This is a genomic window from Pseudoduganella umbonata, from assembly GCF_014192225.1.
Taxonomy (GTDB): Bacteria; Pseudomonadota; Gammaproteobacteria; order Burkholderiales; family Burkholderiaceae_D; genus Rugamonas; species Rugamonas umbonata.
The window spans coordinates 40,333-63,622 of sequence record NZ_JACHXS010000019.1; the positions used below are offsets into that span (position 1 = coordinate 40,333).

The 23,290-nt window shown below is 64.2% G+C and carries 19 protein-coding genes; 5 read left to right on the top strand and 14 right to left on the bottom strand.

Translation table 11 applies throughout. The features are described from left to right. Positions 1 to 65: 65 nt before the first annotated feature. The 3 genes from FHS02_RS30615 to FHS02_RS30625 all read right to left on the bottom strand — a co-directional run bounded on the left by FHS02_RS30615 (position 66) and on the right by FHS02_RS30625 (position 2,930). On the bottom strand, positions 66 to 734 hold the full coding sequence (locus FHS02_RS30615) for a PEP-CTERM sorting domain-containing protein (protein WP_229422311.1): 669 nt from the start codon (positions 732 to 734) through the stop codon (positions 66 to 68). Between the two features lie 550 nt (positions 735 to 1,284). Beyond that, positions 1,285 to 2,091 (bottom strand): class I SAM-dependent methyltransferase, encoded by an 807-nt coding sequence (locus FHS02_RS30620; RefSeq protein WP_137315721.1) that lies wholly within the window; start codon positions 2,089 to 2,091, stop codon positions 1,285 to 1,287. 155 nt (positions 2,092 to 2,246) lie between these two features. Further along, positions 2,247 to 2,930: a pyridoxamine 5'-phosphate oxidase family protein gene (locus FHS02_RS30625; RefSeq protein WP_137315722.1), complete on the bottom strand. Its 684-nt coding sequence runs from the start codon at positions 2,928 to 2,930 to the stop codon at positions 2,247 to 2,249. A gap of 90 nt (positions 2,931 to 3,020) precedes the next feature. On the opposite strand from FHS02_RS30625, the gene pdxR reads away from it, so the two are divergent. After that, a complete protein-coding gene (gene pdxR / locus FHS02_RS30630) occupies positions 3,021 to 4,568 on the top strand; it encodes a MocR-like pyridoxine biosynthesis transcription factor PdxR (RefSeq protein WP_137315723.1) in 1,548 nt (515 codons plus the stop codon). Positions 4,569 to 4,592: 24 nt separating this feature from the next. Here the strand turns inward: pdxR and FHS02_RS30635 are convergent, their stop codons facing one another. The 11 genes from FHS02_RS30635 to FHS02_RS30685 all read right to left on the bottom strand — a co-directional run bounded on the left by FHS02_RS30635 (position 4,593) and on the right by FHS02_RS30685 (position 19,457). Continuing rightward, a complete protein-coding gene (locus tag FHS02_RS30635; RefSeq protein WP_137315724.1) occupies positions 4,593 to 7,049 on the bottom strand; it encodes a TonB-dependent receptor plug domain-containing protein in 2,457 nt (818 codons plus the stop codon). Positions 7,050 to 7,449: 400 nt separating this feature from the next. Further along, positions 7,450 to 8,208 carry a spermine/spermidine synthase domain-containing protein gene (locus tag FHS02_RS30640; protein ID WP_137315725.1) on the bottom strand — a complete coding sequence of 253 codons (759 nt, stop codon included), beginning with the start codon at positions 8,206 to 8,208 and terminating at the stop codon, positions 7,450 to 7,452. A gap of 72 nt (positions 8,209 to 8,280) precedes the next feature. Further along, complete coding sequence (locus FHS02_RS30645; protein WP_137315726.1) at positions 8,281 to 8,766, bottom strand: FxDxF family PEP-CTERM protein; 486 nt, start codon at positions 8,764 to 8,766, stop codon at positions 8,281 to 8,283. 301 nt (positions 8,767 to 9,067) lie between these two features. Further along, the gene (locus FHS02_RS30650) at positions 9,068 to 9,616 is read right to left on the bottom strand and encodes an FxDxF family PEP-CTERM protein (protein ID WP_137315727.1); all 549 of its coding nucleotides are present in this window, start codon (positions 9,614 to 9,616) and stop codon (positions 9,068 to 9,070) included. 125 nt (positions 9,617 to 9,741) lie between these two features. After that, the gene (locus FHS02_RS30655) at positions 9,742 to 11,079 is read right to left on the bottom strand and encodes a sensor histidine kinase (RefSeq protein WP_137315728.1); all 1,338 of its coding nucleotides are present in this window, start codon (positions 11,077 to 11,079) and stop codon (positions 9,742 to 9,744) included. A gap of 50 nt (positions 11,080 to 11,129) precedes the next feature. Then, on the bottom strand, positions 11,130 to 12,476 hold the full coding sequence (locus FHS02_RS30660; protein WP_137315729.1) for a sigma-54-dependent transcriptional regulator: 1,347 nt from the start codon (positions 12,474 to 12,476) through the stop codon (positions 11,130 to 11,132). A gap of 44 nt (positions 12,477 to 12,520) precedes the next feature. Next, positions 12,521 to 13,762 carry an FtsX-like permease family protein gene (locus FHS02_RS30665; RefSeq protein ID WP_137315730.1) on the bottom strand — a complete coding sequence of 414 codons (1,242 nt, stop codon included), beginning with the start codon at positions 13,760 to 13,762 and terminating at the stop codon, positions 12,521 to 12,523. 10 nt (positions 13,763 to 13,772) lie between these two features. After that, complete coding sequence (locus FHS02_RS30670; RefSeq protein ID WP_137315731.1) at positions 13,773 to 15,083, bottom strand: ABC transporter permease; 1,311 nt, start codon at positions 15,081 to 15,083, stop codon at positions 13,773 to 13,775. A gap of 11 nt (positions 15,084 to 15,094) precedes the next feature. Beyond that, a complete protein-coding gene (locus FHS02_RS30675) occupies positions 15,095 to 15,787 on the bottom strand; it encodes an ABC transporter ATP-binding protein (protein ID WP_137315732.1) in 693 nt (230 codons plus the stop codon). A gap of 49 nt (positions 15,788 to 15,836) precedes the next feature. After that, positions 15,837 to 17,108 carry an efflux RND transporter periplasmic adaptor subunit gene (locus tag FHS02_RS30680; RefSeq protein ID WP_137315733.1) on the bottom strand — a complete coding sequence of 424 codons (1,272 nt, stop codon included), beginning with the start codon at positions 17,106 to 17,108 and terminating at the stop codon, positions 15,837 to 15,839. A 507-nt stretch (positions 17,109 to 17,615) separates the two neighbouring features. After that, complete coding sequence (locus FHS02_RS30685; RefSeq protein ID WP_137315734.1) at positions 17,616 to 19,457, bottom strand: phosphoethanolamine transferase; 1,842 nt, start codon at positions 19,455 to 19,457, stop codon at positions 17,616 to 17,618. 326 nt (positions 19,458 to 19,783) lie between these two features. On the opposite strand from FHS02_RS30685, the gene rpsL reads away from it, so the two are divergent. The 4 genes from rpsL to FHS02_RS30705 form a co-directional block, all read left to right on the top strand. Beyond that, positions 19,784 to 20,167 (top strand): 30S ribosomal protein S12, encoded by a 384-nt coding sequence (gene rpsL / locus FHS02_RS30690; RefSeq protein ID WP_130186567.1) that lies wholly within the window; start codon positions 19,784 to 19,786, stop codon positions 20,165 to 20,167. Between the two features lie 138 nt (positions 20,168 to 20,305). Continuing rightward, a complete protein-coding gene (gene rpsG, locus FHS02_RS30695; protein WP_130186566.1) occupies positions 20,306 to 20,776 on the top strand; it encodes a 30S ribosomal protein S7 in 471 nt (156 codons plus the stop codon). Between the two features lie 99 nt (positions 20,777 to 20,875). Further along, entirely contained in the window at positions 20,876 to 22,981 is a 2,106-nt protein-coding gene (fusA, locus tag FHS02_RS30700) for an elongation factor G (RefSeq protein WP_137315735.1), read from the top strand. 76 nt (positions 22,982 to 23,057) lie between these two features. Further along, on the top strand, positions 23,058 to 23,290 hold a 233-nt coding region (locus FHS02_RS30705), incomplete at its 3' end, for a GTP-binding protein (RefSeq protein ID WP_229430128.1).

A 23,290-nucleotide genomic window follows, 5' to 3' on the forward strand; every position in this document is an offset into this window, starting at 1 on the left:
CGGTCGGGCGCTGAAGCGCTCGGCCGCCCCGATTCTCGGCAACTGTTCTCTGGAAGTTCTCGCGACTAGCCAACCGCTTTGCTGCGCCGCCGCGCGATTGCCCCCAGAATGACCAGCCCGCCGAACAGCATCGCGTAAGTCGACGGTTCCGGCACCGGCGCCGTCACGTAACGCAGGTTCGTGAAGAACATGCCGTTGTTTTCCCATTCTCCGGAGACGGTAATCGACGTGACCGGCCGGTCGAACAGGATGCCGGCAAAGACGGGGACGGAAATGTTGTAGTTGTGCACGTAATCCTCGAAGAAGACGTGCGACCCGTCGTCGAAGGTCACGATCATCGGCGTCGGCTGCAGCGAGCCGCCGGGCGAGTACAGGCCGCCGCCGACACCATAGACGTCCACGCCGAACGCGATGATCGGCTGGGCAAAGGTGAAGGTAGCGCTATCTGGTGGCGCGTAGTAAACGAAATTGCCCTCGACAAAGTTGAAGCGGTCGTTGTAACCACCGAATTCAAAGCTTTCGTTGTTGCACCACTGGACGGCATTGCAGGTGAACGTCACGTCGCCCCAGCTCCACGAATAGCCATCGCGGACGAACGGGCCGGAAAAGTCCTGGTGCTGGGCATTGCTGCCGATGAGCATATCGAACGGTACGGCGTCTTCGGTAAAGTAACCGCTGGCGTGCGACGTGAGTGCCGTCGCCGCCAGTACCAGCCCGACAAGTGCTTTGCGCATGGGGTAGCTCCTGGTAAGAGAGGGAATGTTGTACCGCGATAGCGGTCAGTTGATGATAGCGCTAGCACCTTCTGCTGCGGATGAGCCGGAAAAATTATTTTATATAGTATAAAAATAAACAACAGTAGATGTTGTCCTACCGGCTGCCTGGAGGGTAAGCTAGGAAACTGCCGGGTGCGCACCCGGAGGGAGCGACCAAACATTGTTGTTGTAACAGTGAGTTTCAGTGAGACTGTTTCATGTGCAAATGCAGCATAATCACGCGGTTGTCATAAAGTGAAAGTTTCCTCGCATGAATGAGCTGATGTTGTCGGTGGCCGCCGTTTGCGGATCCATGGTGGTAGGCTTCGTTGCCTTTTGCAGCTTCATGAGCCGCCTCCAGCGCAAATAGAGTCCGCCAGCCGCCGGACTGCATCGACCGGCGGCTGTGAAGCCAGCTTGTTCGCCAGCCCGGGTTCAGCCTGATTCATCGGCTTGATTTCTTCAGCTTGATTCGTCAGCTTGATTTTTCAGCTTGATTCGTCGGCTTCGCTCTTTCCGATCCGCGCCGTCACTGTTTCACGAACTTCAGCGTCATCCGGTCGCTTTCGCCGATCGCCGCGTATTTTTCACGATCCACGTCCTTGTTCCCATAGGTTGGCGGCAGCGCCCATACGCCACCCTTGTGGTCGGCCGTATCCTTCGGGTTCGCATTCGCTTCCGATTTCGCCGCCAGCTTGAAGCCGGCCGCCTCGGCAACCCGGATCACATGGGCTTCATGCACATAGCCGCTCGACGCCGTCGCATCCTGCGTCGTCGATGCCGGCAGGCGGTGATCGACGACACCGAACACGCCGCCCGGCTTCAGCGCGTCGTGAACGCTCCTGAACACCGCCTTCAGGCGTGCATCGCCTTCATCCGTCCAGTTATGGACGTTGCGGAACGTGAGCACCATGTCCGCGCTGCCTTTCGGCGCATAGCTGAACACACCGTTGCCGGGTTCGAAGGCGCCCAGTTGCACTTTGCCGAACGCGGCCGGGTTGGCGTCGAGCTTTTGCTTGAAGCGTTCGCCGGCGCGCGCCACGTTGGCCGCCTTCGAATCCGGCGTCGCGCCGGCGGCGATCAGCTTGCCCCGCTCGCGCAGGTAGGGTGCCAGGATTTCCGTGTACCAGCCGGCGCCGGGTGACAGTTCGACCACCGTCATGTCGGGCCGGATGCCGAAGAAGGTCAGCGTCTCGTAGGGGTGGCGGTACGTATCCCGTTTGACATTCTCCGGGCTGCGCTGGCTGCCGCCGATGGCGGCCTTCAGCGCGTCGTCGGCCAGCGCCGGCGCGCTGAAGGTCGCTGCCAGGATGGCGGCGGCGAGGATTCGTTTCATGCGATCTCCTTATGAGCATATGCGCGGCGCGAGATTGGCCGCGACCCGGCGATGATGTGCAATAAAGGCAAGCCGGTCAAGGCAAATGAGGCCAGACGAGTGCAAACGATGCCCAGCCGGCGCGCGCATGAACGCCGCGCCCTGGAGTGCCCGGCCTACTCCTGCCAGCGCCGCACGTAGTCCGGCGCAGGGATGCGGCAGCCGGCATCCGGCACCGGCGTGCCGCGCGCCTCGCGCAGTGGCAGCACGCCGGCCCAGGCGGCCACCGCCATGTCTTCCTCGTCGTCTTCCGGCGGCCCGCTGCGCGTCTTGCATGCCGCCTCGGCCAAGGCGATGCGCAGCACCGTCGTGGCGGCATATTCCTTGTCGTTGCCTGGCCGGATCTCTTCCTGCCGGCCGGGTACCAGGTGTTCCATGAACGCTTCCATCGCGGCGCGCTTGCTCACTTCATTGCCGTATTCACCAACCGTCTCGAAGCGGCCATAGATCACCGCACTGCGGTAATTCATCGAGTGGTTGAACGCGGAGCGTGCCATCACCAGGCCGTCGACGTGCGTGATCGTCACGCAGCATTCGCCGTCCGCCAGGCGCTTCACCATGCGGCTGCCGTTCGAACCATGGATGTACAGGTGCTCGCCGATGCGCCAGCATGCCGTGGGAATGCAGTGCACCCCGTGTTCATCGCGAAATGCCACGTGGCAGACCCAGGCGGCGTCGATGATCGCGTGCAGCACGGCCGGATCGTGGCTGGCGCGGTTGGCGGCGCGCTTGACCTGCGTGCGGGGCGAAGGGGCTGCGGAAGGGGGCGCGGAAGGGGCTGCGGAAGAGGAAGTGTTCATGGTCTCCGTTTCGGTGGGTTGAGGGCGCACTATAATGGCGCTGCTGGCCCCTGGAACAGGTCCAGGAGCCAGCATTCTCATGGAGCCAGGATGGACTACGCGCTGCTGCTGTCGAACTTCGACCGCAACCACGGTCACCACAGCTGGCCGCGCCAGCGGCTGCTGCACGAATGCCTGCGCCATGCGATCCGCGACGGTACGCTGGCAGCCGGTACCCGGCTGGTGGCCACGCGCGCGCTGGCGGCCGAGCTGGGCGTGGCCCGCAACACGGTGCTGTACGCCTACGAGCAACTGGCCAGCGAAGGCTTCGTGGTGCCCGACCGCCGCGGCACCGTGGTCGCCCGGGTCAGCCCGGCGCCGGTACCGGAAGCCGGGCCGGGGCTTGGCCAGAAACGCCGCGGACCGCCACCGGCCGGGCCCGCCGGCTTGTCGCGCCGCGCGATGAACCTGCGCCCGCTGTCGAATGGCGCCAGCGACGCCCAGGCTTTCGTACCGGGCGTGCCGGACCTGCACGCGTTCCCGCTGGCGCTGTGGCGCCGGCTGCTGGACCGGGCCTGGCGCGGCCTCGATGCGGCGCAGCTGAACTACGGCGACCCGGCCGGCGCATGGGCATTGCGGACCGCGATCGCGGATTACCTGCGCGCTTCGCGCGGCGTTGTTTGCGAAGCGGAGCAGGTGTTCATCACCGATGGCAGCCAGAGCACGCTGGACCTGTGTGCGCGAGCCTGCGCGGACGAAGGAGACACCGTGTGGCATGAAAATCCCGGCTATGGCGGCGCACTGGCGGCGTTTCGCCACGCCGGGTTGGCGGTGGCAGGCATTCCGGTCGACGAAGACGGCATGGCGCCATCGGCGCAGGACTGGAAGGCACGCCGGCCGGCATTGATCTACACGACGCCGTCGCACCAGTATCCGGTGGGCACCGTGCTGTCGCTGGCGCGGCGGCTGGCGCTGATCGACGGTGCCCGCCGTGCCGGCGCGCTGATCATCGAGGACGATTACGACAGCGAATTCCGCCACGATGGCCCGCCGCTGGCAGCGATGCAGGGCCTGGCGGCGGATGCCCCGGTGCTGTACTGCGGCACATTCAGCAAGACCATGTTCCCCGGGCTGCGCATCGGCTACCTGGTGGTGCCGCCCGGCCTGGCGCCGCAACTGGCGCTGCTGCGTGCCCAGTCGGCGGCGGCGGGCCGCGTGGCCGAGCAGCTGGCGCTGGCCGAATTCGTCACCAGCGGGCAATTCCTGCTGCACCTGCGCCGCATGCGGCGGCTGTACCGCGAGCGGCGCGATGCGCTCGTCGCGGCACTGGAAAAACACCTGGGCCGCATCGCCACCGTGCACGGCGCATCGGCCGGCATGCACCTGTCGCTGCGCCTGCCGGACTGGCTGCCGGACGAAGCGATCCGTGACCGGGCGCGGCAGGAGGGGATCGTCGTCAATGCGCTGTCCACGCACGCCGTGCAGGATGGCGCGGCATGGAATGGGCTGATGCTCGGCTATGCGCAGGTACCTGCCGCCGTGATGGACGGCCTGGTGAAGCGGCTGGCGGCGGTGATCCACCTGGCCGCCTATGAAGCCGGGCGCGTGTCCGCGACGGCGAAAAAAAACCGGAGCCGGCTACCCTTCAAGGGCGCCTGACTCCGGCCGGGCCGGCAGATTGCGTCAGAAGGCGTAGTCAGCCCGCACGTACATGCTGCGCCCGTTGATGCCAAACGGGCAGGTTTCCCAGCAGTGCGTGAAGCCCAGTTGCGGGAACGGCGCGGCGCGCGTCTTGTCCCACTCGGTCGGGTAAGTGTCGAACACGTTATTCACGCCCAGTTGCAGGCCGAGCTTCTTCGTGAAGTTGTAGCGCAGCGTCATGTCGGCGATCCACTTGCCTTCCCACGTCTGGATGAAGCCGGGCGTGAAGCCCTGGCCCTGCACCTCGCCATAGTAATTGGCGCGCACGTTGCCGTTCCACTTGCCCATCGTGTAGTCGGCCGACAGCACGTGGTGCTTGCGCGGCTGGCCATGCTCGATCAGCGTGACCTGCGACGCATCGAACAGCTGTTCGCCGGTCAGGATCGACGAGGTGGAATGGCGGCCGGTGACTTCCGTCTTGTTGAAGCCCAGCTGGCCGGACAGCACCAGCGTGGAGCCCGTCCAGCGCGACGTGTGCTCGGCCACGATGTCGATGCCCCTGGTCTTCGTGTCGACGGCATTGGTGAAGAACTGCGCCTGGCCCACCTTCAGCGGAACCAGCACATTGGCGATCGGGCCGCCGCCGGCTTCCGGCGCGATCGTGCTGGAGAACACGATGCGGTCCTTGATCTTGATCTGGTACACATCGGCCGTCAGCGAGAAGTTCGGCACCGGGCGCAGTACCAGGCCGAAGCTGGCGTTGCGCGAGGTTTCTTCCTTCAGCGGCGCGATGCCGAGCGCCCGCGTGACGGGGCTGTCCTGGCGCGCGGTCAGCGTTTCGGTCAGCACGCCCTCGGCATTCAGGTTGGTCGATACCGAGCTGTAGAACGCTTGCTGCACGCCGGGCGCGCGGAAGCCGGACGAGAAGCTGCCGCGCACGCCGACCTGCTTGCTGGGATCCCAGCGCGCGGTGACCTTGCCGGTGGTGGTGTTGCCGAAGTCCGAGTACTTTTCATAGCGCACCGCGCCGGTCAGCAGCAGCGTGTCGAGCGCGCGCCATTCCACGTCGCCGTACAGCGCGATGTTGTGGCGGCCTTCGTCGACCGCGGTCGATGGCGTGTAGCCGGGGAAGCCCTGCGTGCCGGAGGCGGCCACCGTGCCGGCCGGCGTGAGGATCTGGATCGCCGGGTTGTTGGTGCGGCCGTACTGGTACGACACCGGGTCGCCTGCTTCGATCTCGTAGCCGTCGCGCCGCCATTCGAAGCCGGTGGCGAAGAACACGCCCTTGGCGACCGGACCCTTCAGGTCGGCGTTGAACGTGGTCTGGTTGAACTTCAGCGTGCCGGTATCGGCCGCCAAAGGCGACTCGCCGTAGATGCCGCCGCCGGTCGGGCGCGGCTCGTACCAGTAGCTGACGTTGATGGTGTTCTTTTCATTGAATGCCAGCTCGCTGCGGCCATGGTTGACGGAGACGTCCGCCTTCCATTCGCTCGGCAGGTCGAACCGGTAGCCGACGGCCAGCGAAGCATCCTTGACCGTGGTGCGGATGTTCGGCAGGTAGCCTTCCGGGTACACCTCGGGCACGGTGCGGTCGTCGCCGGCCGCGCGGAAGAAGCCGGACGAATCGCCCTTGCGTTTCGAGGCGCCGCCGAAGGCGTAGAACTCGCCGCCACGGCCGGCTGGCAGTGCCGCGTTGGCCCACAAGTAGGCATCCTTGGCGTCGCTGTCGCCAATGCGCTGCGTCACGCGCGGCGGATCGGTACGCGCGGTATCGAGGCCGGCACGGTTGGTTTCGTTGCGGCGGCGGCCTTCGACGGACACGTTGATGAAGCCGCCGTCGGTGCCCAGCGCCCAGCCGCGGTTCACGCTGCCGGAAATCATGTCGCCGTCGCCTTCGGACGTGGTGCCGACCTGGCCGGACACCTGGGTTTCGTTCACGTTCGACTTCAGCACGATGTTGATCACGCCGGCGATCGCATCGGAACCATACTGGGCGGCGGCGCCGTCGCGCAGCACCTCGATGTGGTGGATGGCGGACAGCGGGATCGCATTGATGTCGGTGCCGGCCGAGCCGCGGCCCACCGTCTGCTGCACGTTGACCAGTGCCTGCTGGTGGCGGCGCTTGCCGTTAATCAGCACCAGCAGCTGGTCCGGGCCCAGCGAGCGCAGCGTGGCGGGGCGGATGATGTCGGTACCGTCGCTGATGAAGGTGGACGAGAAGTTGAACGACGGGTCGAGCGACTGCAGCAGCTTGCCCAGTTCCAGCGGGCCGGCGGTCTGCATGTCCTTCACGTTGATCAGGCCGACCGGCGCAGCGGTGTCGAGGGCGGTGCGGGCGGCGGAGCGCGAGCCCAGCACGACCACGGTTGCCTGCTCGGCTTGCGGTTCGGCGGCTTGCCCGGCTGGCTGGGCATCGCCGGCAGTCTGCGCGCCGGCATGCGCGGCCAGCAGCAGCGCGGCGCTGGCGAGTACGGTGCGGCGGAAGTTGTTCTGCTTCATGTGTCTTTTATCGTCTCTTGGTTGGATGGAGGGCGAAGCATGGATGGGGTTGTCCCGCGCTGAGTCTACCCAAGCGCGTAACAAAGTTGTAACGCGCTGTTGCGCCGTGTGAACGTCTTGAAAATATTGCGTGATCAGTATGAAAAACCCATTGCAAACCGGTACCTGGCTCGCTTACGCTGTTGCCCCCCATCCGCCGAACCCGACAATTTCCCCACCAGGGTGCGACATTTTTACGACAGTTCTCGGATGCAATGTGCTGACGGGGCGTCCGCCAGCATCACGACAAGTGCAATGGCTGGCACTGGTGAGCGGGACGGTGGGGGGCTGACCGGGGAGGTCGGCCAAGGGAAGGGCGGCGGCGTGCCGCTCGATCAGGCTTTGCGCCGAGGTGCCGGTGTTACTGCTGGTCCAGCATCCATTCCTTCAATCCATCCACCCATTTTTTCGCTGGCAGGTTGAAGGTTTTCCTGATCGCCGCCGCGCGTTCGTACAGGACCGAGAAGTCCAGCACCGGTGCAGTCTTGAAACCGATTGCGACGATGTTCGCATCGTGCACTTCGGGTAGCCACACGACGGCGTCGAATGCCAGTTCCATGTGCTGCAGGTTGCGCTCGTAGTTGTCGAATTCGCCAAACACATTGGCTGTCATGATGCCGTGTTCCGTCAGGCAGTCGCTGCATGCCTGGTAGAACTCCGGCGTATCGAGCACAGGGCCGCGCGCCTCTTCGTCGTAGAGATCGACCTGCAGCACGTCGATGGCGCCGCGGTTGGCCCGGTCGTTGACGAAATCCCAGGCATCCATCCGGTGCACATGCAGTCTGGCATCGTTCGGAGGCAGGCCGAACATGGCCTCGCAGATCGCGATCACGTTGGGATTGAGTTCGGCTGCCGAGACGCGCGCGCCGGGAAAGCGTGCGTAGCAGAACTTCGTCAGCGCGGCGCTGCCCAGGCCGAGCTGGGCGATATGGCGGGGATGTTGCAGGAACAGCATCCACATCATCATCATCTGCACGTATTCGAGCTCGATGGCATCGGGTTTCGACAGGCGCATCGCGCCCTGCACCCACGAGGTGCCAAGGTGGAGCGAACGTACGCCTTCGAATTCGGTGATCGTGGCCGGAGGGTGGCCAGGCTGGTCGAAACGGGTCTTTTGCATCCTGGAAGTTTACCAGCCATGAAAAAAAGGCGCCGAAGCGCCTTTTTTGGGGTGCATTACTGCTGAATTCTATTACTGCTGCTTGCGACGACGTGCTGCGAAGGCCAGCACGCCCAGGCCGCCGGCCAGCATGCCGTAGGTTGCTGGTTCCGGAACTGCCGTCACGGTGAAGTTGCCGCCGTAGGTGGCAACGTCGCCAGTCACGGTGCCCGACACGACCAGCGTCAGCGGGCCGGTGACATCCTGACCCAGGATGGCGGCGATCGACAGTGGGCCCAGATCGGCCGTGTTGACGTCCACGCCGTTCAGGGTGACTTCGGTGAACGACACGTCGCTCCACGGGGCGGCGTTGTTGATCAGGCCAGCGAAGACCGTGCCTGCACCGCTGAAGCCGGTGAAGGTGAACGTATCGCTGAAAGCGCCTTCGGTGTGGGTGTTGCCCACGAGTGCCGAGTAGACGTTCGGGCCGCCGATCAGGTCGATGGTGATGTCTTCAGCAAACGCGGAGCCGAAGGCCGGCAGCAGTGCGGCTGCCAATACGAGAGATTTCAATTTCATGCTTTACCTCGTCTAAGAGTTATTAACTATAAGGAGACGACAAGTTAAGCCAGCTTTAAGGTGTTGTCAATAATTTATTAGCTTCGTTACATTTGGCTACAAAAAAAAGACGCCTAAGCGTCTTTGGAATGATTGAACGTAAGTTGCTGAATCTTAAGTGTATTTTAGGAAATTTGATTTCATAAGGAAATTAATAATTCCAGTAATACATAAATTATCGACAGGAAAGCGTTAATAACTTTCAAAATTTGATATTAGCAGGAAATATTAATTCCACATGGAATTTATTTCGACGAAACATTTAATTCCGATTGGAATTTTTATTGTCGACTGATGGTTTTCTACGGCTCAGCCAGCTAAGGATGCCCAGGCCGCCAAGCAGCATGCCGTAGGTTTCCGGTTCCGGGATCGGGCTGATGTTGATGGTGCCCGCATAGCTGGCCGACGCCCCGCCGGCCTGGCCGACCACGTCGCCGAGCACGGTCAGCACCAGCGGACCGAGGATCGGTTCATTGACCAGCCAGCCGTATTCGAAGACGCCGTGCGCCGTCAATGTCATGTTGTGCCCGTTGATCCTGGCCGAATTGAAGTTGATGTTCGACAGCGGCTGGAAGCCGATCGTCACCAGGCTCGAGTCGACGAACCAGGCACCGTCCGATGGCGAGAAGTTGAACGTGTCGGTGAAGGCGCCGGTCTGGATGTGCGTCACGCCGAAGTGCGCCGACAGCGTGCCATCGGCATTGCCACCCAGGTTGACATTGGTGACGGTATCGTCGGCAAGCGCGGTGCCCGCGACGGCCAGCGCGGCCGCCAGCGCCACGCCCGGTAAGTGCGATAACAGTTTCATCATGGATCCCCGATAAAAGTACGGCCCGACGGGCCGTGTAGGGACACATTAGAACTGCCGGGTTCAGTTGCCAGCGCTTTGTGGGTGGCGTCTGCGCCCGTTCAAGCCGTCAAGAATGCCGACGGTGGTTAGATGGCTTCCGCCGGTAGGCCCGCCGGCAACAGCAGCGTCACGACGAGGCCGCCACCGGCGCGGTTCGCCAGCGTGATCCGGCCGCCGTGCGCTTCGGCAATTTCGCGCGCCAGCGCCAGGCCCAGGCCGGTGCCGCTACGCTTGGTGGAATAGAAGGGCACCAGGGCGTTCGCCAGCACCGTATCGCTCATGCCGGGACCGCGGTCCTGCACCTCGATGCGCACGGTATCCTGCACGTGGCGGATTGCCAGCGCGACGGCATCCGGTGGCGAGCCCGATTCATGCGCGTTCTTCAGCAGGTTCAGCAGCGCCTGTTCCAGCTGGGCGGCGTCGAATGCCGCCGGCTCGGGCGGCAGCGTGCCCGCCAGCCGGAATGGCACCTGTTCGCCGAGGCGGGCCACGAAGCCGGACCAGGGGTGCGCCTGCCTGCGCGGCGCCGGCAGCTTGGCAAAGCGGGCATAGCCGAGGATGAAGCCTTCCAGGTGGCGGGTGCGCTCCTCGATCGTGGCCAGGATCTGCGGCAGCCGTTCGGTCTGGCCGCGCCGCACCAGTTCGGCGCCGGAATGGGCGAGCGACGCCAGCGGCGCCAGCGAATTGTTCAGCTCATGGCTGATCACGCGGATCACTTTTTTCCAGGTCTGGACTTCCTGCCGCCGCAATTCCAGCGTGAGCTGGCGCAGCAGCAGCAGCTCGTGGCGCCGGCCATTCAGGTTGAAGCGGCGTCGCGCCAGGTGGAAGACTTCCTCGTCGTCGCCTTCGCCGGTCGTAAACAGGCCATCGCCACCGCGGGCGACCGCGTCGCGCAGCGGCATCGTCGACCGTTCCAGCAGATCGTCCAGCCGGTGCCCCTCGAGCTTGCGGCCATCGTGCAGCATGTGCCGTGCCGCCAGGTTCGCATACACGATCGCACCCGCATCGGCGACCAGCAGCATCGCCACCGGTGTGTTCTGCACCATCGTATCGAGCAGCAACTCGCGCTGCACGAGGTTGAGCCGCTGTTCGCGCAACACTTCGCCCAGCGCATTGTGGGCCTCGACCAGCTCGCGCAGTTCGTCGTTCTGCGGCCAATGCAGGCTGAACGAAAAATCGCCGTCGCGATAGCTGGTGACGGTGCCGGCCAGCGCGCGGTACAGCGAGATGATCGGCTTGAGCTGCGAACGGATCGTGATCACCGACAGCGGCACCACGCACAGCAGGCAGACGGCCAGCACCAGCCATGGCCGGTCGGGAAAATAATGGTCGAGTGCCAGGGCGATCAGGATGCCGACAGTCAGCAAGGTTCCTACCAGGGCCGACCAGCGCGTGAGCAGGGATAGGCGGATGGGGGCGGGCATGGGCGAACGATCGCCGCTGCCGGCCGGTTCGCCGCCTGGCGGGCGCGCCATCAGGGCCGCGCGATGCCGAGCCGCTCCATGCGGCGGTACAGGGCCTGGCGCGACAGGCCCAGTTCGGCGGCCGCCTGCGCCACGATGCCGTTGGCGCGCGCCAGCGCCGTGCTGATCGCATCGCGGTCCGGTTCCACGTCCGGCGCGCTGCCGGGGGCAGCGGCCGCCGCGGCCGGCAGGCCCAGGTCGGCCGCGCACACGTCCGGGCCGGCGGACAGCAGCCGGGCCCGTGCCATCACGTTCTTCAGCTCGCGCACATTGCCCGGCCAGGCGTGCGCCAGCAGGGCCGCCTCCGCATCCGGCCGCAGCGCCTTGCCGGTACCGAGGAAGTGGCGCGCCAGCGGCAGGATGTCGCCCGGACGGGCCGCCAGCGCCGGCAGCTTCAGTTCGATCACGTTGAGGCGGTAATACAGGTCTTCGCGGAAGGTGCCGGCGCGGATCATGGCCGGCAGGTCGGCATTCGTGGCGCTGACGATGCGCACTGCCACCTTGCGTTCGCGGTTCGACCCCAGGCGTTCGAAACGGCCCGTTTCCAGCACCCGCAGCAGCTTCATCTGGCCGGCCAGCGGCAGGTTGCCGATCTCGTCGAGGAACAGCGTGCCGCCGTCGGCCGCTTCGAACTTGCCTTCGCGGGCTTTCGACGCGCCGGTGTAGGCACCGGCATCGGCGCCGAACAGCTCCGCCTCGATCAGTTCGGCCGGCAGCGCGCCGCAATTGAGCACGACGAACGGGCCGTCCGCCACCGGCGAGTTGGCCTGGATGATCTCGGCGATGCGTTCCTTGCCGGTACCGTTCGGCCCGCTGACGAGTACCGCCACGTCGGCCCGTGCCACCTGGCAGGCCAGGTGGAGCACGCGCTCGGTGGCCGGGTCCTGCCAGACGATGCCGCGCAGGTCGTACTGTTCCAGCTCGCGCCGCTGCCGCAGCTCGCCCTGCAGCCGCTGGCGCAGCGCGCGGTTGGCCTGGCCCAGTTCCAGCAGGTTCTTGACGGTGGCGACCAGCCGCCCGTCGTTCCACGGCTTGGCCAGGTAATCGGCGGCGCCGGCCTTGATCAGGTCCACCGCCGCATCCAGGTGCGTCCACGCCGTGAGCAGGATCACCGGAAGGTCGGGGTGGCGCTTGCGGATCGCCCGGAACAGCGCCACGCCTTCCTCGCCGGACGTGGTATCGGCGCTGAAGTTCATGTCCTGGATGACCAGGTCGACCGCGGCGGCGTGTTGCTCGAGCAGGGCCAGGCCCTCGCCGGGCGAAGCCGCGCTCAGGGCGGCGATGTCGTGCAGTGAAAACAGCACTTCCAGCGCCATCGTGATGGCGGCATTGTCGTCGATGATCAGTACGGTCGGCATGGTGGCGTCAGCATAACATTGCTGTACTTCATTGCGGCATTTGCCTAAACCACTCCGCGGGTGGCGGTGGCCGGAGAAATGCTGGCCGCCCGCCATGCCGGGCCATACACGGCGGCGATGCCCAGGCCGAGGAAGATCGCGGCACCGGCCACCAGGTACGTGCCGGGCAGCCGCGCCAGTTCCAGGTTTGTCACCAGCAGGTGATTCAGGCCCAGCGCGCCGACCAGGCCGGCGGCCACGCCCGCGCTGGTGATCATCACGTTCTCGGTGATGAAGTAGCGCAGGATGTCCACGCGGCGCGCCCCCAGCGCGCGGCGCACGCCGATCTGCTTGCGCCGCTGCGTGACCCACAAACTGGCCATGCCGACGATGCCGCTGGCGGTCACCAGCATCAGCAGCACGCTGACGGTGACCAGCATCCACGCCAGGCCGCGGTCGGCGCGGTAACGGTCCAGGCGGTCGCCTTCCAGCGTTTTCGAGCGCACGATGATCTGGTTGTTGGCCGCCTTGCGCAGCGCCGCTTCAGTTTCCTTCATCACGCGCTCGCGCTGGCCCGGTTCGGCCCGCACCGTGAACATGGCGCGCGGGCTGCTGATACGGCGCAGTGGCTGGATGATCGACATTTCACCGCGTTCGCCCACTTCCGCGCCGGTCGATTGCAGGCGCTCGACGACGCCGACCACGCGTGCGGAGGTGGCATCCTTGCCGGTGCCGAACCAGATCGACTTGCCGACGTACGAGGCGGCATCCGGCCACACCTTGCGCGCCAGCGCCTGCGTGACGATGATCACGTCGGTCTCGTACACCCCTTTCGTGCTGTCCAGGTTTACGACCTCGGTGGGCAGGAAGTCGCGGCCTTCGACCAGCTTCAGGCCCCACGTCTTCACCAGCGAATCGGGCGACACGTAGAACGCCGCGCCGGTACTGGGCTTCAACTGGGTGGGCACGCCTGCCATGCTGGTGTTGTTGCCGGAACGGGAAAGCGGCACCTGGTTGGTCTGCGCCACCGACAGCACGCCGGGCACGGCGCGCAGCAGCTCGCCCTGCCGCACCTGCGCCGCCACCATTTCGTTGAAGGTGCTTTCGGTCTGCAGGTCGTTGACCCGCAGGTGGAAGATGTCTTCTTCGCGTTCGACACCGGACAGGCGGTCGGCAACGGCCTGCCGTTCGCTGACGATGTGCAGGGCATTGGCAAGGATCGCCAGGCTCAGCGCCACCTGCACGGCGACCAGGAGCGGGCCGGTCTTGTTGCGCATCAGCGCAGACAGGATAGGACGGATTTCCATGAGAGTTCCTTTATTGGGATTTCAATTGCAGGGCCGGCGTCACCTGGCAGGCACGCCAGGTGGGCAGCAGGCCGGCGAGTACTGCCGCAGCGACCGCCATCGCAAATGTCGCGATCAGCATGACCCAGTCCATCCGGGCCACGATCGCCAGCTGTGCCGATTGCATCGAGATCAATCCCAAGGCGCCGAGCGCCAGCAGCAGGCCGAGAAGGCCGCCGGCCAGGCCGATCACCGCCGTCTCGGTCAGGAACTGGTGGAAGATCTCCCTGCGCGAGGCGCCCAGTGCGCGGCGCACGCCCACTTCCGGCGCACGCACCGAGAACTTGGCCAGCAGCAGGCCGATCGTGTTGATCAGGCAAAGCAGCAGGAAACCGAATGCCAGCCACGCCGACAGCTTGCTGTCATTGCCCACCACCTTCAGGTGCTCCAGCCACTCGGCCAGGTCGTACAGCCGGTTCGGGGTATTGCGCTGCAGGCGGCCCAGCTTGCGCTGTTCGGCCGCGTAGCCGTCCAGCCAGTCCTGCAGTGCCGGCCGGTCGGCGGCCGAATGCACCTCGAACCAGAATTGCAGCCATGTGCACTCGGAGTCGAGGAAGCCCTGGTAGCCCGGCCCCGAATTGCTGGTGCAGTTGGTGCTGCCGCTGTTGTTCGACTCGTGGCGCACGGCGGACGAGATCGGAATGAAGTACTCGTCCACTTCGTCGAACGGGCCGGTGCCGATGATGCGGTGAAAGCTGGGGACCGGCTTCCACGTGTCGATCACGCCGGTGATCTGGTAGTCGAAACCGTTATAGCGCAGCCGCCGGCCCACCGGATTGGCGTTTCCATACAACTTCTCGGACAATGCCCTGGTCAGTACCATTACGTCCGCGCCGGACTTGTCGTCGGCGTCGGTCCACGCCTGGCCGTACAGGAACGGAATCTCGAACATCGCGAAGAAGTCGCGGGTCGGCGCGCCGCCGCTGACGGCGAACGGCGCGATATCCTTGCGGTCCGGCTGCACCGAGCCGCCCAGCCCCATCATTGCGGTGCGGCGCGCGCCCTGTCCGCCCGCCAGCAGGTTCATCGCATCGCGGTAGCTGAGCTGGCTGTCGTTCGGTTCGTCGCCGGGCGAGTAGCCCTCGAGCGGCCCGTTGTCGAATACCGGTACGAGCAGCCGTTCGCTCTTGTGCGGCATCGGGTTGCCGGACATGACATGCAGGATCGTCAGCGTCGACACGCTGGCCGCCACGCCGATGGCCAGCGTGAGCACCATCAGTACCGTCAGCGCCGGGTTGCGGCGCAGGTTGCGCAGGCCAAGTTTGAAGTAATAGGCGAACATGCTGCCGCTCCTCATGCCACCAGCGTGGGCGACTTGCGCACCAGGTCCGACACCTGGCCGTCGATGATGTGCACGTTGCGCTGCGAGCGCGTGGCCAGTTCGGGGTCGTGCGTGACCATCAGGATCGTGGTGCCCTGGGCATTGATCTCTTCCAGCAGCTCCATCACGCCGCGTGCCATCTGCGTGTCGAGGTTGCCGGTCGGTTCGTCCGCCAGCAGCAGCTTCGGCGTGCCGGCCAGCGCGCGGGCGATGGCCACGCGCTGCTGCTGGCCGCCGGACAGTTCGGCCGGATAATGCTTCATCCGCGACGCCAGGCCCACCTTGGCCAGCGCATCCTCGATGCGCTCCTTGCGCTCGGCGGTGTTGAAGCCGCGGTAGCGCAGCGGCACGTCGACGTTATCGAACAGCGACAGGTCGGGGATCAGGTTGAAGCCCTGGAAGATGAAGCCCAGCTTCTCGTTGCGCAGCTTCGAGCGCGCATTGTCGTCCATGCCTTTCACGTTGACGCCATCGAGGATGTATTCGCCGGCGGTGAATTCCTCCAGCAGGCCGGCGATGTTCAGGAAGCTCGTCTTGCCCGAGCCCGACGGGCCCGTGACGGTGACGAACTCGCCCTGCTTCACGTGGATCTCGAAGCCGCGCAGCGCGTGCGTTTCGATCATGTGGGTACGGTAGACTTTGCTCAGGTTTTGCATGCGCAGCATGGCGGCCTCTTGTCGGAAGTGAAGTGGATACTGCTCGGTTAATGCTCAGTTAATGATTAATGGCGACGCTCTTGGCGTTCTCGAACGTTTCGGTGCCGGCGACGACGACCTTGTCGCCCTGTTTCAGGCCGGAGAGGATTTCCACGGCGTTGATGCTGGTGGCACCCATGCGGATCGGCGTGCGCACGGCTACGCCGTCCTGCACCAGGTAGGCGTAGCGGCCGCCCTCGGATTCCACGAAAGGCCCGCGCGGCAGCAGCAGCACATTGGCCTTCTCGTCGATCAGCAGGCGTGCCTGCACGCGCTGGCTCTGGCGCAGGCCCTCGGGCTGCCTGCCCTCGAAGCGCACGCGTGCCAGCACCTGGTTCTTCACCACTTCCGGAGACAGGGCCGACAGCTTGCCGACCGTGGTGGCGCCGTTCACCGTGATCTCGGCGCGCATGCCCAGGCCCAGGTCGTTGACATAGGTTTCCGGCACTTCCAGTTCGACTTCCAGCGCGGACAGGTCCACCAGCGTCATCAACGGCGTGTTCGCCTGCACCACGCTGCGGTTGGCCACGCTCAGCGTGCCGATGAAGCCGTCGACGGGCGCGCGCACGGTCAGCTCGTCGACGCGGCGCTGGGCATTGGCCAGCACCAGCTTCTGGCGTTCCAGCTGCGCGCTTTTCGTGCGCAGCGCCAGGTCGACGTCGTCCTTCTCCAGTGTCGAGGCCTCGATGGCATGCCGGGCGCGGATCTCGGCGGCGCGCAGCGCGTCCTTGGCTTTCTGGTAATCGATCTTGGCGACCACGCCTTCGTTGGCCACGCCGTCGTAGCGTTCCAGCGTGCGCTGCGCCGACAGGCGGTCGATCTCGGCCGTGTCGGCATCGCGCTGCGCCAGCAGCTTCTGCTTGCGTGCCAGGATCTGCTGGCGCGCCACCTCGGCGGCCAGTTCCTGGTAAGTCGACTGCTCCTTCTTCAGCTCGTCGGTCAGGTCGGGCGATTCCAGCACGGCCAGCACGTCGCCCTGTTTCACGGTATCGCCGGCGCGTGCCTTCAGCGTCACAGTGGAGGAGGGCGCCGTCGAGTACAGCGTGGGACTGACGGCGGCGACGATGCGGCCGTTGACGGCGGCATCGCGGATCAGCGTGCCGCGCGTGACCTCGGCGATGCGCAGGCGCGCCGCGCTGACCGAATGTTCGCTGCCGGCCCAGTTGCCGAACGTGAACACGGCGGCTGCCAGCAGTGCGGCGGCGCCCGCTGCCAGCAGCGCGTGCCGCTGCCACGGCCGCTGCCGGGGCGTGGCGATGACGGTATCTTGATGAGAGGTGTCGCGTATCATGGTCGGGCCTGCAAAGTAATGTGTTCGTTACAGTGCAGGAACCATGCCACATGCTAAGTGGTTGTTTTGGCAGGGTTTCGCGGCTGGGTGTCCGCTGTCCGGCGCCGTCCGGCAGCGTCCGGCAGCGTCCGGCAGCGTCCGGAACTTCCGACCGTCCAACGCTGAGTTCGTGTCTCGGTGCCAGGCACGGTGACACGAGCTCAGCAATGTCCCGGTGCCAGGCACGGTGACACGAGCTCAGCAATGTCGCGGTGCCAGGCACGGTGACACGAGCTCAGCAATGTCTCGGTGCCAGGCACGGTGACACGAGCTCAGCAATGTCCCGGTGCCAGGCACGGTGACACGAGCTCAGCAATGTCCCGGTGCCAGGCACGGTGACACGGGCTCAGCAATGTCCTGGTGCCAGAAAGGAGTGATGCCGTGCACGGCATCACCGCTCCACAGGCAACGAGCCGTGCTCGCCGAAACCCCTGTTCCGCCACGATGACACGAGCTCAGCAATTGCGATCAGCGCTTTTTCGGCTTCTTCGCGATAACTTCGCGGCAGTCGCCCTTCAGCGTCGCGTTGTCATAGTCGGTCCAGCCGTAACTGTCGACCCAGCGGGTGTGGCGCTTGAAGGCGGGGGACAGGAAACTCCATTCGAGGCGCTCGCCGGGGTAGCGGATGTCGGCCATGTCCAGCAGCGTGTGGAACATGTTTTCGGTGGCCAGTTTCGCCTTGCGGTGCCGGAGCAGCTGTTGCACCTTGGCGGGGTAGCGCTCGCCGTACTGATCCGAATACCACATGAATGCCGGCACGCGGAACTCGTACTGCGTATTGTGGCCGTGGAAGGCGATGCGGCAGGCGCCGTCGTACAGCGTCTGGCCGTGGTCGGCCACGTACAGCAGGGCGGCCGGCTGCAGCGCCGATTGCAGGCGATCGAGTACCTGCGCCAGGAACCAGTCGGTATACAGGATGGTGTTGTCGTAGCTGTTGTTCAGGCGCGGTTTGATGGCGATGTCGGTATAGACCGGCTTGTCGATGCCGAACAGCGAGGGCTGCCAGCGGTCGAACGATTGCGGATGGCGCTGGCTGTAGTTCCAGTGGCTGCCCAGCGTGTGCAGCACGATCAGCTTTTTTCGTGCCGGATCGGCCATCGCCGTGCGCAGCGGTTCGAACAGGACTTCGTCGAGATTGGACTTGTCCGAGAAGCCGCCCAGGTTGGTGAACTGGACGACGTCCGCCTCGCGGGCGAACACGGAGATCGGCGTGTCGAACTTGCCGAACGAGATCTGGTTCGACAGCCACCAGGTGCGAAAGCCCGCTTCCTTATAGGCGGTAATGAACGATTTTTCGCTGAAGCCATCGTTCAGGCTCTGCCGGGCAGGTTTGCGGGAAATAATGACGGGAACCGACAGGCGCGTAGCCGACACCGCCGTGATCACGTCCGGCAGCGGCACCAGGTTGGCTTGCCTGGCCAGCAGCGGATTGGTGTCGCGTCCATAGCCGAACAGGCTCCAGCGATCCTGGCGCGACGATTCGCCGATCACGAGCACGATCGTTTCCGGCACGTCGTCCGCCGCGGCCTGGTCGGCGCCGAATTTGAAATGGCGGCTGGTCTCGTTCAGCTGGGCGAGGTAGCGCCGTTCCCGGTAGAAGTCGATGCCGCGCGCGGCCAGCCCGAACGGCCAGGAATCGATGAAGGCGTCGAAGGGCACTGGCGGGCGGGCCCATTGCGGCAGGGGCGCCAGCGGCCAGCCGGTGACGTGCGCGCCGCGGCTGCCGCCGCCGGCCCTGGCCGATGCGGAGGCGGACGCCGACGCCGACGCGGACGCGGACGCGGCGGGTGGCTGGCCAGCGCCGAATTCCCAGCCATAGGCCGCCAGCAGCGCGAAGCCGCCCAGCAGTCCGAGCGCGACCCAGCGCGACGGACCTTGCCAGTCCAGGCCCCGGGTCTGGCGGGCGGCGCGGAATGTCATCACCCACCAGGCGGCCACGAGCACCATCACGGCCAGCATCGTCCACACCGTGCCGCCGAGGAATTCGAGGGCCTCGACCGGACTGGTCTCGGCCAGGATACCCAGGTGGTGCGTCGAGATACCCTGGCCGTAGAAGACCAGCAGGTAGATCTCGGTGGGCAGCGCCATGAACGCGGGAATCAGCAGCCAGTGAAAATAGGCCGGACGCTTGAATATCGCCCATACGGCGGTCCATGCGGCGATCTCGATGCCGAGAAGCTGCCAGCCGGCGTTGACGGGGTTGTCCAGCAGAACGCGGATCCACGGCACCAGCGACAGCGCCAGGTAACTCAGCAGGATGAACAGGTGGGCCGGGCGCGGGTACCGGATTTCAAAGGGCAACGGAGGCATGCGGCGGGTTCTGGGCGGGGCGCGAAGAAGGAAACGTTACGGGTGTGCAAGGCACGGGGCGCTATTATGCGCACTTTTCCCGCCCGCGGGCGGCCGTTGCCGCGCTTAATTGGTTGGCAAACCAGTTGACTGTACCTTGCGCTCCATCTATACTCGCGAGTTCTCAATTTAGTCTGCGCCTCGTATACGCCTTTTTTGGGCCGCCTTCTCGACAAGGTGGCTGTTTGCGTCCCTGCGATTCGGGCTCTGGAGACTGGTTTTAGCCCCCGGGAAATGGTTCAGCCGCCCGGGTTGTCAATAGCAGTAATTTTGTTGGATTTAGAACGATGCCAACCATCAATCAATTGATTCGCAACCCACGTACCGCACTGGTCGTGAAGAGCAAATCGCCGGCACTTGAAAACTGCCCGCAAAAGCGTGGCGTGTGCACCCGCGTGTACACCACCACTCCGAAGAAGCCTAACTCGGCACTGCGTAAAGTCGCCAAGGTACGCCTGACCAACGGTTTCGAAGTCATTTCGTACATCGGCGGTGAAGGCCACAACCTGCAGGAACACTCGGTCGTGCTGCTGCGCGGCGGTCGTGTGAAAGACTTGCCGGGTGTGCGTTACCACATGGTTCGCGGCTCGCTGGATACCCAGGGCGTCAAGGATCGTAAGCAGGCTCGCTCGAAGTACGGTGCCAAGCGCGCCAAGGCAGCCAAGAAGTAATCTCTGTGCACACTAAGTGCGAACTTAGTTGCAACCATAATGAGTTGAGGCGGTCGCGAGACCGAGTAAGTGTGAGGTCATGATGGCCCACGCGAGTGCCGAACGAGGCGCTCAACTGAAGACAGGAAGGAAATAGACATGCCACGTCGTCGTGAAGTACCCAAGCGCGAAATTCTGCCGGATCCAAAGTTCGGCAACACCGAAGTCGCCAAATTCGTTAACGTTCTGATGCTGTCCGGCAAGAAGTCGGTTGCAGAGAACATCATCTACGGTGCATTCGACCATATCCAGCAAAAATCCGGCAAGGATCCGCTGGAAGTGTTCACCGCAGCAATCAACAACGCCAAGCCGATGGTTGAAGTGAAGTCCCGCCGTGTCGGCGGTGCCAACTACCAGGTGCCGGTTGAAGTGCGCCCAGTGCGCCGCCTGGCCCTGTCCATGCGTTGGCTGCGCGAAGCTGCAAACAAGCGCAGCGAAAAATCCATGCCGCAACGCCTGGGTGGCGAGCTGCTGGAAGCTGCGGAAGGCCGCGGCGGCGCGATGAAGCGTCGTGACGAGGTGCACCGTATGGCTGAAGCGAACAAGGCGTTCTCGCACTTCCGCTTCTAAACACTCCGGCCGGCACGACCGGCCTTTGTTCAAGCCGGGCGCATTTTTGATTCAAGAATGCTGCTCGGTTTTGTCCATTCAAAGATTTAGGATCTCATTATGGCCCGCAAGACCCCCATCGAGCGCTACCGCAATATCGGTATTTCCGCTCACATCGACGCCGGTAAGACGACCACTACCGAACGCGTGCTGTTCTACACCGGTGTGAACCACAAGATCGGTGAAGTGCACGACGGCGCAGCAACCATGGACTGGATGGAGCAGGAACAAGAGCGCGGCATCACGATCACGTCCGCGGCCACGACCTGCTTCTGGAAAGGCATGGCCAACAACTTCCAGCCGCACCACATCAACATCATCGATACCCCGGGTCACGTCGACTTCACGATCGAAGTGGAACGTTCGATGCGCGTGCTGGATGGCGCCTGCATGGTCTACTGCGCAGTGGGTGGCGTGCAGCCGCAGTCGGAAACCGTGTGGCGTCAGGCCAACAAGTACAAAGTGCCGCGTCTGGCCTTCGTCAACAAGATGGACCGTACCGGTGCCAACTTCTTCAAGGTCTACGAGCAGATGCGCGCTCGCCTGAAGGCGAACCCGGTGCCTATCCAGATCCCTATCGGCGCTGAAGATTCGTTCGCCGGCGTGGTCGACCTGGTCAAGATGAAGGCGATCATCTGGGATGATGCATCCCAGGGCATGAAGTTCGACTACGAAGACATCCCGGCCGAACTGCAGGCGCAAGCCGCCGAGTGGCGCGAGAAGATGGTGGAAGCGGCCGCCGAGTCCAGCGAAGAGCTGATGAACAAGTACCTGGAAGAAGGCGACCTGTCGGAAGCCGAGATCAAGCAGGCGCTGCGCGCCCGTACGATCGCTTCGGAAATCGTGCCGATGATGTGCGGCACCGCGTTCAAGAACAAGGGCGTGCAGGCCATGCTGGACGCCGTCATCGAATACCTGCCGTCGCCAGTGGACATCCCACCGGTCGGAGGCACCGATGACGACGAGCAGCCTGTCACCCGTACCGCTTCGGACGAAGAGAAGTTCTCCGCCCTGGCATTCAAGATCATGACCGACCCGTTCGTCGGCCAGCTGGCGTTCTTCCGCGTGTACTCGGGTTCCGTGAACTCGGGCGACACCGTGCTGAACTCGGTGAAGAACCGCAAGGAACGCCTGGGCCGCATCCTGCAGATGCACGCCAACCAGCGTGAAGAAATCAAGGAAGTGCGCGCTGGCGACATCGCCGCCGCCGTGGGCCTGAAAGACGTGACGACCGGCGAAACGCTGTGCGATCCGACCGCGGTGATCGTGCTGGAACGCATGGTCTTCCCTGAGCCGGTGATCCAGCAGGCCGTCGAGCCGAAGACCAAGTCCGACCAGGAAAAAATGGGCCTGGCGCTGAACCGCCTGGCACAGGAAGATCCGTCGTTCCGCGTGAAGACCGACGAAGAATCCGGCCAGACCATCATCGGCGGCATGGGCGAGCTGCACCTGGAAATTATCGTCGACCGCATGAAGCGCGAATTCGGCGTGGAAGCCACCGTCGGCAAGCCGCAGGTTGCTTACCGCGAGACGATCCGCAAGACCGTCACCGACGTGGAAGGCAAGTTCGTCAAGCAGTCCGGTGGTCGCGGCCAGTACGGCCACGCCGTGCTGACGATCGAACCGCAAGAGCCGGGCAAGGGCTTCGAGTTCGTCGACGCCATCAAGGGCGGTGTGATTCCTCGCGAATACATCCCTGCGGTGGAAAAAGGTGTGCGCGAAACGCTGAACACCGGTGTCCTGGCCGGCTACCCGGTCGTCGACGTGAAAGTGACCGTGACCTTCGGTTCCTACCACGACGTGGACTCGAACGAAAACGCGTTCCGCATGGCCGGTTCGATGGCATTCAAGGACGGCTGCCGCAAGGCGTCGCCGGTCATCCTCGAGCCGATGATGGCCGTGGAAGTCGAAACGCCGGAAGACTACGCCGGTAACGTGATGGGCGACCTGTCGTCCCGTCGCGGCATGGTGCAGGGCATGGACGAAATCCCGGGCGGCGGCGGCAAGATCATCAAGGCCGAAGTACCGCTGTCCGAAATGTTCGGTTACTCGACCTCGCTGCGTTCCGCAACGCAAGGCCGTGCAACCTACACGATGGAATTCAAGCACTACTCCGAAGCGCCGAAGCACGTTATCGACGCAATCGTGACCGCGAAAGCGAAATAAATCAGAATAGCGTTTATCGGCCGGGGCAAAACCCCGGCCGGACAACCTTAAATCATAGTTCTAAGGAAGAAATAAAATGGCAAAAGGTAAGTTTGAGCGGACTAAGCCGCACGTCAACGTCGGCACCATCGGTCACGTCGACCACGGCAAGACCACGCTGACCGCGGCAATCGCAACGGTGCTGTCGAAGAAATTCGGCGGCGAAGCCAAGGCCTACGACCAGATCGACGCTGCTCCGGAAGAAAAAGCACGCGGCATCACGATCAACACCGCGCACGTCGAGTACGAAACCGCTGCCCGTCACTACGC